Here is a 12,323-nt window from a genome sequence, read left to right as displayed (position 1 = left end):
CGCCGCATTGCCGGGAATGACGTGACCGTCGCTCTCCACCGGGATCGCCGCCGGATTGTCGGCCTCGCGATGCAGATCGACCACGAGGCGCGAAAGGTGCGCCACGACCGCCGGGCAACCCAGCCGCTCGCACACCGCCCGGGCCAGATCGTGCGCGCCGATATCGATGGCGATGTGAAAATCGCGCAGTTCGGGATCGATTCCGAGATCGATATCTTCGGGAACCCGGTTCGACGCATGATCGACGACGCAGACGAGCCCGCTCGCCGTTTCGCCATCCCAATATTCGAAGACTTGTTCGTCACCCATGCGCAGGGCGTTGCCGTTCTCCGCGCAAAATGTCACCAGTCGATGTGGATCTCACAAAGGGACGCATGATGGAATTCACTCGCCGCCAGACGCTTGCCGGCCTCGCCGCCTCGACATTTCTCGCTGCGGGAGGCTGCGCGTCGACGGCGATGCGCGAACCCTCATGCAACAGCGGTGCCGCGATGCAATCGGCGGCCGACGCGCTGCTCGCGCGGCTTCCCGAAGTAGCGACCTACAATGGCGCACCTGGTTCTCTCGACGGCGGCCCCCTCGCCCGCCGGCTCGCGGATTATTCGCCGGCGGGCGAAAATGCCCTGCGCAGCGAGACCGCGACGCAGCTTGCCGCCTTGCGCAACAGCGATTGCGCCACGGGACAGCAGGCGCTCTACGTCGCCGTGTGCGAAGCGATCCTGACCAGCGCCTCCCGTTCGGCCGCCATTCCCTATGGCCGGATCGATCCGTTCAGTTACGTCAACCACGCTCCTTATCTGGTGAACCAGATCAGCGGCCCGGCCATCGATTCGCCGGCGATCATGTCGACGCAGCAATCGCTGCGTACGCCCGACGCGATCGAGGCGTGGCTCGAAAAGCTCGAAAGTTTCGACACGGCATTCGACGGGATCATCGAGAAGGTTCGCGCCGATGGAGCGGCAGGTTGTCGCCCGCCCAAGGCGCTGCTGCAGAAGACATTGCCCGTGCTCGATGGTTTCCTCGAAGGTCCGGCGGAACGTCATCCGCTGATCGTGGCATTGCACGACGGCATGGCGGAGGCCGTCATCGATCAGACGATGCGCGACCGTGCGGAAACGCGCGCTATCGCCGCACTCGAGACCAAGGCGCGCCCCGCCTATGCCCGGCTGCGCGAGCAGATCGCCGCGATGCTCCCTCGCGGCCGGGACGAGGCAGGCGTCTGGGCGCAGCCGCAGGGCGAGGCGCTCTACGCCGCCAATGTCCGCGCACTTGGCGATACGCAGCAGAGCCCGGACGAAATCCACGAGATCGGACGTGCCGAGGTCGAGCGGATCACGGCCGAGATGGAGACGCTGCTGACCGCCCAAGGCATGACGCAGGGCAGCGTCGGCGAGCGGATGCTTGCCCTGGCCGATGACGAGCGTTTTCTCTACGAGGACAACGATGCCGGGCGCGAGGAACTGCTCGATTATCTGCGCGGCATCGTGGCCGAGACCGAAGCGCGCTACGACGAGCTGCTGCCGCCCGAAATGGTGCCGAGCCAGCGGCTCCGCATTCGCCGCGTGCCGGTGGCGACGCAGGATGGCGCGCCGGGCGGCTATTACGATTCCCCGTCGCTCGATGGCACCCGGCCCGGCACCTACTGGATCAACCTGCGCGACATGAGCGCGGTCGCCCGCTTTGCGCTGCCGACTTTGAGCTATCACGAGGGCGTACCCGGCCATCACACGCAAACGGCGATCGCCAGCGGGCTTGGTGCGGCGCCGCTGATGATCCGGATCGCCAGCTTCAACGCGTATCAGGAAGGCTGGGCGCTTTATTCCGAGCGGCTGATGGCGGAACTCGGCGCCTATGCGGACGATCCGTTCGGCGATCTCGGACGCTTGCAGGACGAGCTTTTCCGCGGCGTGCGGCTGGTCGTCGACACCGGGATGCACGCGAAGCAATGGACCCGCGAACGGGCGATCCAGTATATGGCGGAGGTTACCGGCAACCCGGAAAGCACCTGCGTCGCCGAGATCGAACGCTATATGGCTTGGCCGGGCCAAGCCCTCGGTTACAAGCTCGGTCAGTTGCGGCTGCTCGACCTGCGCGAACGGATGCGGGCGGCGCAGGGAGATGCCTTCGACGTGCGGCAGTTCCATGCGACCGTGCTCGGCAGCGGCGCGATGCCCCTCGGACTGGTGGCGGAGCGAATCGATCGAGCCATCGGATAGGCAGCCGACGCGAAAACGGGCGCCGACATGGAAGCCGCCGCCCGTCTCAATGACGTGCTGACCGAAGGGGCCGCAGATCATCCACGGACGCCGGTGCGTCGACTCCGGGATCCGCTTGCCGGCCAATGTGAGGGTTTCGGGTTAATGTGCCGCTGAGAAGTGCGGTTAACGCAGCGCGCTGGGCAGGAGCCACCAGCCGGGCTGATTTTGCGCAAGCATTGCGAAAGCGGCGTCGCGCGCGGCGACGTTGGCAAAAAGCGCAAAGCAGGTCGCGCCGGACCCCGACATGCGAACGAACTCCGCCCCGTCCTGCTCGCCGAGCCATGCGAGCACCTCGCCGATTTCCGGTGCCATGGCGGTAGCCGGGGCGGTAAGATCGTTTGACCAACGCGGATCGGGCGTGACCGGCTCCGCAAGCGTCAGAGGACCGCCGTCACGTCCGTTCCATCTGCCGAAAATTGCAGGCGTGGAGACCGCGACACGCGGATTGACCAGCAGGACCGGCTTTCCGCTCAACGCCGGTGCGGAAACTTCTTCGAGCACGTCGCCGCGTCCGCTCCCGGCGCATGTACGGGAGATCAGGCAGGCGGGAACATCGGCGCCAAGTTCCGACGCGATGCCAGACGCCTGCACATCCTCGATGGCGACATCCCAAAGGCGCCCGAGCAATCGCAACGCCGCTGCCGCATCCGCAGACCCCCCGCCAATTCCCGATGCCACCGGCAGGTTCTTGGTCAACCGAAGACGCGCCCCTCTTTCGATACCGAAATGCGTGCGAAGCGCGTCCGCCGCGCGCAGGACCAGATTGCCATCGATCTCGAGCCCTTCGCCGGACGGCCCGTCGATGGTGAGCGAAAGATCATCCGCCGGCTCCGCTTCGAGCACATCGCCATCCGCACAGAAGGCGAACAGGGTTTCCAGCCGGTGATAGCCGTCCGCCATCCGCTCGCGCACATGCAGCGCGAGGTTCAGCTTGGCATAGGCGGTTTCGCGCAGCACGGCGCGGGTGGTCACGCTTGCGGGATCATGGCGACTGGGTCGCCGCCGTCAGCCCGATATCCATCTTGGCGCGCAGTCTCTCGGCCGCTTCGTCCTCGGCCGTGACCAGTGCCGCCTGCCAGGCGAAGCGGGCCTCGCGGCGCCGTCCGGCGACCCAATAGGCATCGCCGAGATGTTCGTTGATCGTCGGTTCGTCGGGATCGCCGAGCGCGGCACGTTCGAGCACCGGAATCGCCCGGTCGACATCGCCGCGCACATAATAGACCCAGCCGAGCGAATCGGTGATCGACGCGCTGTTGGGCTGGAGCTCGCTGGCACGGGTGATCAGTTCTTCGGCGCGATCGAGTTCCTCGCGGCGTTCGAGCAAAGCATAGCCATAATAGTTGAGCGCAATGGCCTCGTCTTCGGCCTCGGTTACCGAGCGGTCCAGCGCCTCCTTGGCGGCATCCCAGCGGCCGGCATCGACCAGCGCACCGCCATAGAGCAGCCATGCCGACCAGGGGGCTGCGTCTTCGCCCAGTTCTTCGATCGCCTCGCCATAGGCGTCGGCGGCGTCGTCATGCCGGTCGAGCGACGTGTACAGCTCTCCGAGCCGCTGCCAATCCGCCGCGCTGACATCGCGGCCGTCGGCATTCTGCAGGGCGACGGCCAGCGCCGCTTCCTCCTCGCCGCTTTCGGCCAGCAGCCTCGCCCGCGCATCGAGCGCATCGGCGTAGAAGGGATCGTTGACATCGATTCGCTCGAGCGCCTCGATCGCCGTGCCATATTGCTCCTCGGCTTCGAGGATCGCACTGGTGACGAGCCACGCCACGGCATTGTCGGGCGCGAACATGCTGGCATAGCGCGACAGGCTCAGCGCCAGCGTGGGCACGTTGCGGCGGTTGATCTCGGCGGAAATGCGGATCAGCATCTCTGCCATGCCCGCAGACGCGGAATCGACGGCACCGGGAATGTCCCGACGGCGCTCGAGCCGCGCACGAGCCCGCCCAAAGGCGCGGTTGTCGGCGGAAATCAGCTCCAGCGCCTCGTTCCGGCGGCGATGATCGGCGAGGATGGCAGCGGCAGCCAGACGCAGGCGCAAAATGCGCGCGCTGTCGGGCGCGCCGAGCGCTTCCACGGCCGCGATGCCTTCATCGTAGCGGCCGGTTGCCAGCAGAAGCAGCGCGTTGTGCTCGTCGGCATAGGCGGTATCGCCATCGGCGCTGGCAGCCCGGAGTATCGCAACCGGATCGCCCTCCCCCGACCCATAGGCGATCCAGGCATCGAGCAGCGGGACGACGGCGTCGAACAGCGCGTCTTCTTCGATCCGGTCGCGAATGCGTTTGGCCTCGCTCCAATCGCCCTCCTGCATGGCTTCGGCAAGAAACAGGAACTGTGCGTCGGGCGGCAATGCACCCCCTTCGCGCAGGTTTTGTGCGGCCTGCAACGCGAGCGGCCGATCTCCGGCGGCAACGGCGCGGCGGTAGGCACGGGTCGCCAGCTCCTCATCGAACGGCACACCGGCAAGCGCGGCGGCATAGCCCCGCGCGGCGGTATCAAGCTCGCCCGAAGCGTCGGCGACACGGGCCCGCGCATATTCGGCAAGGTTGGAGATGTCGTTCGCCTGCGCGGGCATGGCGACACACAGCGCCGCCGCCATCGCTGCGATCGGGAGCGGTTTACATATTGGGATAATTCGGCCCTCCCCCGCCTTCGGGGACCGTCCAGTTGATATTCTGGGTCGGGTCCTTGATGTCGCAGGTTTTACAGTGAACGCAGTTTTGCGCGTTGATCTGGAATTTCGGGTTCCCCGCATCGTCCTCCACCACTTCGTAGACGCCCGCCGGACAGTAACGCTGTGCCGGCTCGGCATATTTCGGCAGGTTGTAGTCGATCGGTATGTCGTCGTCCTTGAGTCTGAGGTGAACGGGCTGGTCCTCCTCATGGTTGGTGTTCGAGAGGAACACCGAGGACAGGCGATCGAAGCTGATCACGCCGTCGGGCTTGGGATATTCGATCTTCTGCACCTGATCGCGGCGCCACAGACTTTCGTGGTCGGGGTGGTGGCCCATTGTGAAGGGCATGCGGATGCCGAGATGCTCGGCCCACATCGTCGCACCGGCGAGGATCGTGCCGCCGAAATTGCCGTATTTCTCCACGAGCGGCAGCGTATTGCGAACCTTTTTCAGCTCCTTGTAGACCCAGCTTTCCTCATACGCCGCTTCATAGGCGCCGAGTTCATCGTTCGCCCGCTGGCTCTGGATGGCGTCGAACGCCGCTTCGGCGGCCATCATGCCGGTCTTCATCGCCGTATGGCTGCCCTTGATCCGCGGCACGTTCACGAAACCCGCCGAACAGCCGATCAGCGCGCCGCCCGGGAAAGCGAGCTTGGGCACCGACTGCCAGCCGCCATCGTTGATCGCGCGCGCGCCATAGGAAACACGCGTGCCGCCTTCCAGAATCTCGCGGATCGCGGGATGTTGTTTCCAGCGCTGCATCTCTTCGAACGGCGAGAGCCACGGGTTGGCATAGTTGAGCCAGGTGACGAAACCGAGCGCGACCTGCCCGTTCTCCTGATGGTAGAGAAAGCCGCCGCCATTGGCCTCGTTCAGCGGCCAGCCCTGCGTATGGATCACGCGGCCCGGATGGTGCTTGCCGGCGGGGATGTCCCACAATTCCTTGATCCCCAGACCATAGACCTGCGGCTGCGAATTCGCATCCAGCTCGAAGTGCCGGATCAGCTGCTTCGACAGCGATCCGCGCACACCCTCGGCGAAGAAGGTGTATTTGGCGTGCAGCTCCATGCCGGGCATATAGTCGGGCTTCTTCTCGCCATCCTTGGCAATGCCCATATCGCCCGTCGCCACGCCCTTGACCGAACCGTCCTCGTTCCACAGCACCTCGGCAGCGGCGAAACCCGGGAAGATTTCGACGCCGAGCGCCTCGGCGCGGCCCGCAAGCCAGCGGCAGAAATTGCCGAGGCTCACCGTGTAGGTGCCCTTGTTGTTCATGAAGGGCGGCATCATCACATGGGGCATCGAATATTTTTTGCCCTTGGTGAGGATCCAGTGATGGTTCTCGGTCACCGGCACGGTCAGCGGCTTGTCGTCCTCCTCGCGCCAGTCGGGGAAGAGTTCGTCCAGCGCCTTCGGATCGACGACCGCGCCCGACAGGATATGCGCGCCGACTTCGGAGCCCTTTTCCAGGATGCAGACCGAAATTTCATGGTCCCGCTCGGCGGCGAGTTGCTTCAGCCGGATCGCGGCGGACAGGCCGGCAGGGCCTGCACCGACGATCACCACGTCATAGGGCATGGACTCGCGTTCGGACATCTCGTCACTTTCTCCTTCGCCGCTTGCCTCGCATCGTCGCAAACGGCCCACATTCCGTCATATAGTCCCTGCCCGGCGATTGACCGGGCCGTCAACCATGGAGTGTAAGCGCCTCTTGATGCGGGGTGCAATGAACGAAATCGGGGACATCGAGAATACGCTGAACTGGTGGCGCGAGGCGGGAGCCGATGTGCTCGTCGCCGACGAGCCGCGCGGCTGGCTCAAGGAGCCGAAGGCCGACCTCACCCCGGTGCGCCCGCGGCCGGAGCCGGCGGCTGAAGCGAAACCGGCAAAGCCGGTCGTCATCCCGGAAGACCTTGGCGAACTGCGCCGCTTTCTGCTCGAAACCGACGATCTGCCCCTGCCGCACGGACCGCGCTTCGACGCCGAGGGCGATCTATCGGCCGGCCTGATGATCCTCCTCGCAATGCCCGAGACGCAGGAGGCGGAGGACAAGGGGTTGCTTCCCGGCGACACCGGACTGCTGTTCGACCGTATGCTGGCCGCGATCGGGCGAGACCGCGCCTCCGTCTATCTCGCAACGCTCAGCCCGGTGCGGGGTCCGGGGGGCACTTTGGACGACGCGCTGGTGAGCCAGCTTGGCGAAATCGCCAAAAAACATGTCGGTCTGGCCGCGCCGAAGCGGCTGATCGTCATGGGCAATGCGCCGAGCCGTGTCTTTTGCGGGGCCGATCTCGCCGAAGCCCGCACATTGGAACCGATTGTTAACCATAATGGCGGCACTGTGCCGGTGACCGCCACATTTCACCCGCGCTTCCTGCTCCAGCATCCCGGGTTCAAGGCCGAAAGCTGGAAGGACTTGCAGATTTTGATCGAAGGACAGACCGCGTGAAACGAACTATCCTCCTCGCAGCCACACTCACCTGCCTCGCCGCGACGCCCGCGCTGGCCGACAGCGAAACGTCCTTTCCACGCTCCGGAAGCGCCGGCAGTTCGACCGCGGACTTCGACGACCTGCTGAACCGCGGCGAACGCGACACATTCAGCCAAGCCTTCGCCGCGATCCGAACGGGCGATTGGGAAACCGCGCGACAGCGGATCGCCTCGCAACCCCGCAGCGTCCTTTATCCGGTGGCGATGGCGGAACTGTATCTCGCTCCCGGCTCGCCGCGGGTCGAAGCGGACGAAATTGCCGCCCTCCTCTCTCTCGCGCCCGATATTCCCGAGGCCAGCCGGCTTGCGGCAATGGGTGCCGAACGCGGTATGGTCTCACGGCCGGCCATTCCCCAAGCCCAATCGCTCCGTCATTCGCCGCGCCCATCGCGCCGCAGCCGCGCGCAATCCGTTTCCGACAGCGCGTCGCGGCAGCTCATGGACCGAATCCAGCCGCTGATCGTTGACGACAGTCCGAGCATGGCGGAAAGCCTGATCAACGAATATGGTTCGGGCCTGCCATTCGAAGGTCTCACCGAAGCACGCCAGCGCGTCGCGTGGTCCTATTATCTGACCGGCGATGACCGCAATGCGCAGCGCCTCGCCCGGCAGGCGCGGCAGGGCAGCGGCGACTGGGCCGTCCAGGCCGACTGGGTCGATGGCCTCGCTTCGTGGCGCGCTCGCGATTGCGATGCAGCCGCCGATGCTTTCGCCTCGGTCGGACGCCGCGCCCCCGACACCGAGATGCGCGCGGCCGGCCTCTACTGGGCTGCCCGCTCGGAAATGGCCTGTGGACGTCCCCAGAACGTACAGGAAAATCTGCGGACCGCGGCGCAGCTCACCGAAACCTTTTATGGCCTGATTGCCGGCCAGGCGCTCGGCATCGCGCCGGGACACGAACCGCACGCAATCCTCACCCCCGGCTGGGACAGCGTGCAGAGCGAGCCCAATGCCCGCCGCGCGCTGGCGCTCGTCGAGATCGGCGAGCGCGATCTCGCGGACCAATATATCCGCCACGGCGTCGCGATCGGAAATCCGCACAGCCACGATGCCTGGCTCGATCTTGCTAACCAGCTCCGGCTGCCCGGCGCGCAGCTCTGGATCGCGCGCAACCTGCCGATTTCGCACCATCCCTCCGCGATGGACCGGTTCCCGGCGCCCGATTACCAGCCCATCGGCGGCTGGCAGGTCGACCGCTCGCTCGTCTTCGCCCATGCGCTGCAGGAATCGGATTTCCGGCCCGACGCCGTCAGCCATGCCGGCGCGCGCGGCCTGATGCAGCTGATGCCGGGCACGGCCGCCGCCATCGGGCGGCAGCGCGGCGAGAGCTATTCCGGCGCAGCGCTCAACCGGCCCGAGGTGAACATCGCCTATGGCATGCATTATATGGAGGAAATGCGCGATTACGGCGCCACACAGGGGCTGCTGCCCAAGGTGATCGCCTCCTACAATGCCGGTCCGGGTGCCGTCGCCAATTGGGAAGGCCGGCTGCGCGATCGCGGCGATCCGCTGCTCTACATAGAAAGCATCCCCTTCTGGGAAACGCGCGGCTATGTGCCGATTATCCTCAGAAATTACTGGATGTATCAGCGCAATGCGGACGAAGAGACGCCGAGCCTCGCCGCGCTCGCCCAGGGCATGTGGCCGCGCTATCCGGGCATGACGGGTCCGGTCGCCATTCGTCTATCGGGTCAGGGCGGAACGCGCATTGCCGATTGACGAAAGCCGCGAATTCAAGCCGATCGGGATCGCCGTTCTGACGGTCTCGGACACGCGCACGCCGGAAGACGACACGTCGGGCGATATCCTCGTCGAGCGGCTGACCAGTGCGGGGCATCGCCTCGCCAATCGCGCGATCGTGCATGACGATATGGATTCCATCGTTGCACGCCTCCATGCGTGGATCGAGGACGAAACGGTCGACTGTATCATCACGACAGGCGGCACCGGCGTGACCGGACGCGATATCACGCCCGAAGCCCTCGAGCGCGTACAGGAAAAGCCGATCCCCGGCTTCGGCGAGCTGTTCCGAATGCTGAGCTATGAAAGCATCGGCACGTCGACTGTGCAGTCGCGCGCCTGCGCCTGCCTGGCGCACGGCACGTTCATCTTTGCGCTGCCCGGATCGAACGGAGCGGTGAAGGACGGCTGGGACGGCATTCTCGCCACCCAGCTCGACAGCCGCCACCGCCCCTGCAATTTCGTCGAACTGATGCCCCGCCTGCGCGAGCGCTAGGGCCCGGCCCGATTACATGCCGGTCGAACGGGCGCTGTTGATCCAGACCTCCCAGATCGTCGCACCGGGCATGGCGGTTGCCGTTTCGAAATATTCGCCGTCGCCTTCGACATCGCTATAGTCGCCGCCGAACGGACCGTTCGGCCAATTTCCCTCGGCCGGCGGCGTTTCGCTCGCTGGCGAATCGGCCCGGAAGCTGAAATTCTGCGGCGCATTGGGGAAGCTCACGCCTTCGCGGCCTTCGTTCGAATAGTTGAAGCCGAAGCTGGCATCGCCATAGGCGGCGACGGCGGTTTCGATGGACGTGCCCGGCCCCACACCCGCTTCGGTGCGGCATTGCTGTGCGTAGGTCGCCATGCCGATCACTTCGACATCGGGGCTGTATTCCTCGACATCATAGCTTTCGAAGAACGCGCAGATCGCGTCTTCGCCGCCCGACAGCGCGCATAGTGCGCCGAAATCGACCATATAGGCCGACTCGAAGCGAAGCGCGGTCGAAGCCGGGAAGCTTTCGGCGAACGCGCCGAGCGTCGCCGGAATGCGGACACCGGCGATCCGGTCCTCGCCGATCACACAGTCGGGATCGAAGGCCGCATCGTCACCGCCGGTCGCCTGCACGAGCATCCCGCCATCGGGAAGTTCGGAATCGAGTACGAGTGGTTCGGCATCCGCCTCCGCCGTTTCGGTCGCTTCGCTTTCCGTATTCTCGCCGTCCGCGCCGTCGCCATTCGCTTCGGTGCACGCGATCGCCAATGGCAGTACCGCCAGCATAGCCCATGACTTCTTCATATCGTTTCGCCTCCTGAAACTGTTCGGGACCGCATTGCACTTTTTTGCCGCCCATGCCAAATGTTCCGCATATGTTCTCTTCTGCTCCCAAGGGGCGAGGCGCCCCCGTCAACGATGCCCCACAGCGATTCAACCTCCCCGATCGCGAAGCCGACGGCGACTGGCTTGACGAGCGTGACGAGATTGATGGCGAACAGGCGCCACCCCGAACCACGGTCACGATCGAGCGGCCGAAAACGATTATCGCGCGCAACAATTCTCCCGACATTCCGTTCGACCGTTCGATCAACGCCTATCGGGGCTGCGAACATGGCTGCATCTACTGCTTTGCGCGCCCGACACACGCCTATCACGATCTTTCGCCGGGCCTCGATTTCGAGACCAGGCTGTTCGCCAAGCCCGATGCGCCGGCGCTGCTCCGGGCGGAGCTGTCGAAGCGCGGCTATGTCGCAAAGCCGCTCGCCATGGGCACGAACACCGATCCCTACCAACCGATCGAGCGCGAATACCGTATCACGCGGCAATGCATCGAAATCCTCGCCGAAACGCGGCATCCACTGACGATCACGACGAAATCGGACAAGGTCTTACGCGACCTCGATCTTCTGGCGCCAATGGCAAAACAGGGGCTGGTCGCGGTGGCGATCTCTGTCACCTCGCTCGATCCGAAAGTGCACCGCACGCTGGAACCGCGCGCACCGTCTGCCCGAAAGCGCCTCGCCGCCATCCGCGCACTGAGCGAGGCAGGCGTGCCCGTCTTCGCTTCGATGTCGCCCGTTATCCCGGCGATCACCGACCATGAAATCGAACACTTGGTGGAGGCGGCAGCGGAGGCGGGTGCGATGTCCGCTTTCTTCCTGCCGGTCCGCCTGCCGCATGAGGTCGCGCCGCTGCTCCGGGCATGGTTGGACGAGCACTATCCCGACCGCGCGGGCAAGGTCATGAGCATCATCCGCTCGATCCGCGAAGGCCGCGACAACGATCCGCGCTTTTTCACCCGGATGCGCGGCCATGGCCCGTGGGCCGAACTGATCCGCACGCGTTTTGAAAAGGCCTGCCGCAAACATGGACTGAACGAGCGGAAGATCGAGCTTCGCAGCGATCTCTTCCGCCCGCCTGCAGGACGACAGGGGGAGTTATTTTAAATGTTCCACTTCCTCTCCTCGCTAAGTATCTTGAAAAACCCCTCCCATCCCGTCGGTTCCAGTTTATCCTGTATGTATCGCCGAAGCTCTTGGTCCGTGAGTTTTAGAAACCAATCTCCGAAATCTCGCAAATAGTCCTCGCCCGGCCCCATCCGCCATCCGATGCTGTATCTTGGAATTTCCGGATATTGTTCCCAAGGCGGAACCATGGGATTTGGATGGGCCGGCGTGCCTCGCTCATCCAAATCCCGTGCGGCTTCATGGATAGCGCGTTTGATTTGATTGGGTGTCATCCGATCATTCTTCATCAAACACTTTCCAGCTTGTAATCCTTATACTCGTCGCGCAGTTGCCGTTTCAGGATCTTGCCGGTTGCGGTATGCGGCAGTTCTTCGACGAACTTCACCTCGTCGGGGAGCCACCATTTGGCGACCTTGCTCTTCAGATATTCGACAACGTCATCGCCGCTGAGATCGGCACCGTCCTTCTTAACGATCAGCAAGAGCGGCCGCTCGTCCCATTTGGGATGATAGACGCCGACGGCCGCCGCCTCGGCCACGCCGGGGCAGCCGACCGCCGCATTTTCCAGCTCGATCGAGCTGATCCATTCGCCGCCCGACTTGATGACGTCCTTGGCGCGGTCGGTGATCTGCATCACGCCATCGGGGTGGAGCACCGATACGTCGCCGGTGTCGAACCAGCCGTCGGCGTCGGCTGCGTCGGCATCGGCCTT

General features: G+C 64.7%; 10 protein-coding genes and 1 pseudogene. 5 read left to right on the top strand and 6 right to left on the bottom strand.

Features of this window, described 5'->3' with window-relative positions:
• On the bottom strand, positions 1-309 hold a 309-nt coding region (locus tag Q0139_RS02635; protein ID WP_298016891.1), incomplete at its 3' end, for an N-formylglutamate amidohydrolase.
• Positions 310-374: 65 nt separating this feature from the next.
• Here Q0139_RS02635 and Q0139_RS02630 point away from each other — a divergent pair.
• Positions 375-2,216 (top strand): DUF885 family protein, encoded by a 1,842-nt coding sequence (locus Q0139_RS02630; protein WP_298016888.1) that lies wholly within the window; start codon positions 375-377, stop codon positions 2,214-2,216.
• A 165-nt stretch (positions 2,217-2,381) separates the two neighbouring features.
• Here the strand turns inward: Q0139_RS02630 and Q0139_RS02625 are convergent, their stop codons facing one another.
• From Q0139_RS02625 to Q0139_RS02615, 3 genes are read right to left on the bottom strand one after another with little or no spacing between them, the layout of a single operon-like run.
• On the bottom strand, positions 2,382-3,230 hold the full coding sequence (locus Q0139_RS02625) for a 4-(cytidine 5'-diphospho)-2-C-methyl-D-erythritol kinase (protein ID WP_298016886.1): 849 nt from the start codon (positions 3,228-3,230) through the stop codon (positions 2,382-2,384).
• A gap of 10 nt (positions 3,231-3,240) precedes the next feature.
• Positions 3,241-4,854: a tetratricopeptide repeat protein gene (locus Q0139_RS02620; protein WP_298016883.1), complete on the bottom strand. Its 1,614-nt coding sequence runs from the start codon at positions 4,852-4,854 to the stop codon at positions 3,241-3,243.
• A gap of 19 nt (positions 4,855-4,873) precedes the next feature.
• Entirely contained in the window at positions 4,874-6,526 is a 1,653-nt protein-coding gene (locus tag Q0139_RS02615; protein WP_298016880.1) for an electron transfer flavoprotein-ubiquinone oxidoreductase, read from the bottom strand.
• Positions 6,527-6,656: 130 nt separating this feature from the next.
• Here Q0139_RS02615 and Q0139_RS02610 point away from each other — a divergent pair, with 130 nt between their 5' ends.
• The 3 genes from Q0139_RS02610 to moaB are packed head-to-tail and all read left to right on the top strand — an operon-like array spanning position 6,657 to position 9,656.
• Positions 6,657-7,379 carry a uracil-DNA glycosylase family protein gene (locus tag Q0139_RS02610; protein ID WP_298016877.1) on the top strand — a complete coding sequence of 241 codons (723 nt, stop codon included), beginning with the start codon at positions 6,657-6,659 and terminating at the stop codon, positions 7,377-7,379.
• On the top strand, positions 7,376-9,139 hold the full coding sequence (locus Q0139_RS02605; protein WP_298016875.1) for a lytic transglycosylase domain-containing protein: 1,764 nt from the start codon (positions 7,376-7,378) through the stop codon (positions 9,137-9,139). Before Q0139_RS02610 ends, Q0139_RS02605 begins: the two co-directional genes overlap by 4 nt.
• On the top strand, positions 9,129-9,656 hold the full coding sequence (gene moaB, locus Q0139_RS02600; RefSeq protein ID WP_298016871.1) for a molybdenum cofactor biosynthesis protein B: 528 nt from the start codon (positions 9,129-9,131) through the stop codon (positions 9,654-9,656). The genes Q0139_RS02605 and moaB overlap by 11 nt, the downstream gene beginning before the upstream one ends.
• A 12-nt stretch (positions 9,657-9,668) precedes the next feature.
• Here the strand turns inward: moaB and Q0139_RS02595 are convergent, their stop codons facing one another.
• Positions 9,669-10,445, bottom strand: coding sequence for a hypothetical protein (locus Q0139_RS02595; protein WP_298016868.1), 777 nt, complete (start codon positions 10,443-10,445; stop codon positions 9,669-9,671).
• A gap of 71 nt (positions 10,446-10,516) precedes the next feature.
• Between Q0139_RS02595 and Q0139_RS02590 the strand changes: the two genes are divergently transcribed.
• The gene (locus Q0139_RS02590) at positions 10,517-11,590 is read left to right on the top strand and encodes a PA0069 family radical SAM protein (RefSeq protein ID WP_298016865.1); all 1,074 of its coding nucleotides are present in this window, start codon (positions 10,517-10,519) and stop codon (positions 11,588-11,590) included.
• A 307-nt stretch (positions 11,591-11,897) separates the two neighbouring features.
• Here Q0139_RS02590 and Q0139_RS02585 read toward each other — a convergent pair.
• A pseudogene (locus tag Q0139_RS02585) lies at positions 11,898-12,323 on the bottom strand (AMP-binding protein); the annotation flags it as partial.

The sequence above is a fragment of the uncultured Parasphingopyxis sp. genome, from assembly GCF_937129435.1.
Taxonomy (GTDB): domain Bacteria; phylum Pseudomonadota; class Alphaproteobacteria; order Sphingomonadales; family Sphingomonadaceae; genus Parasphingopyxis.
The sequence above is the reverse complement of the archived record's forward strand: the minus strand, read 5'-3'. Positions and strand labels throughout refer to the sequence as shown.

Coding starts and splice junctions, on each gene's coding strand:
- Q0139_RS02630 (WP_298016888.1), top strand. CDS start 375: ATGATGGAATTCACTCGCCGCCAGACGCTTGCCGGCCTCGCCGCCTCG.
- Q0139_RS02620 (WP_298016883.1), bottom strand. CDS start 4,854: ATGGCGGCGGCGCTGTGTGTCGCCATGCCCGCGCAGGCGAACGACATC.
- Q0139_RS02615 (WP_298016880.1), bottom strand. CDS start 6,526: ATGTCCGAACGCGAGTCCATGCCCTATGACGTGGTGATCGTCGGTGCA.
- Q0139_RS02610 (WP_298016877.1), top strand. CDS start 6,657: ATGAACGAAATCGGGGACATCGAGAATACGCTGAACTGGTGGCGCGAG.
- Q0139_RS02595 (WP_298016868.1), bottom strand. CDS start 10,445: ATGAAGAAGTCATGGGCTATGCTGGCGGTACTGCCATTGGCGATCGCG.
- Q0139_RS02590 (WP_298016865.1), top strand. CDS start 10,517: ATGTTCTCTTCTGCTCCCAAGGGGCGAGGCGCCCCCGTCAACGATGCC.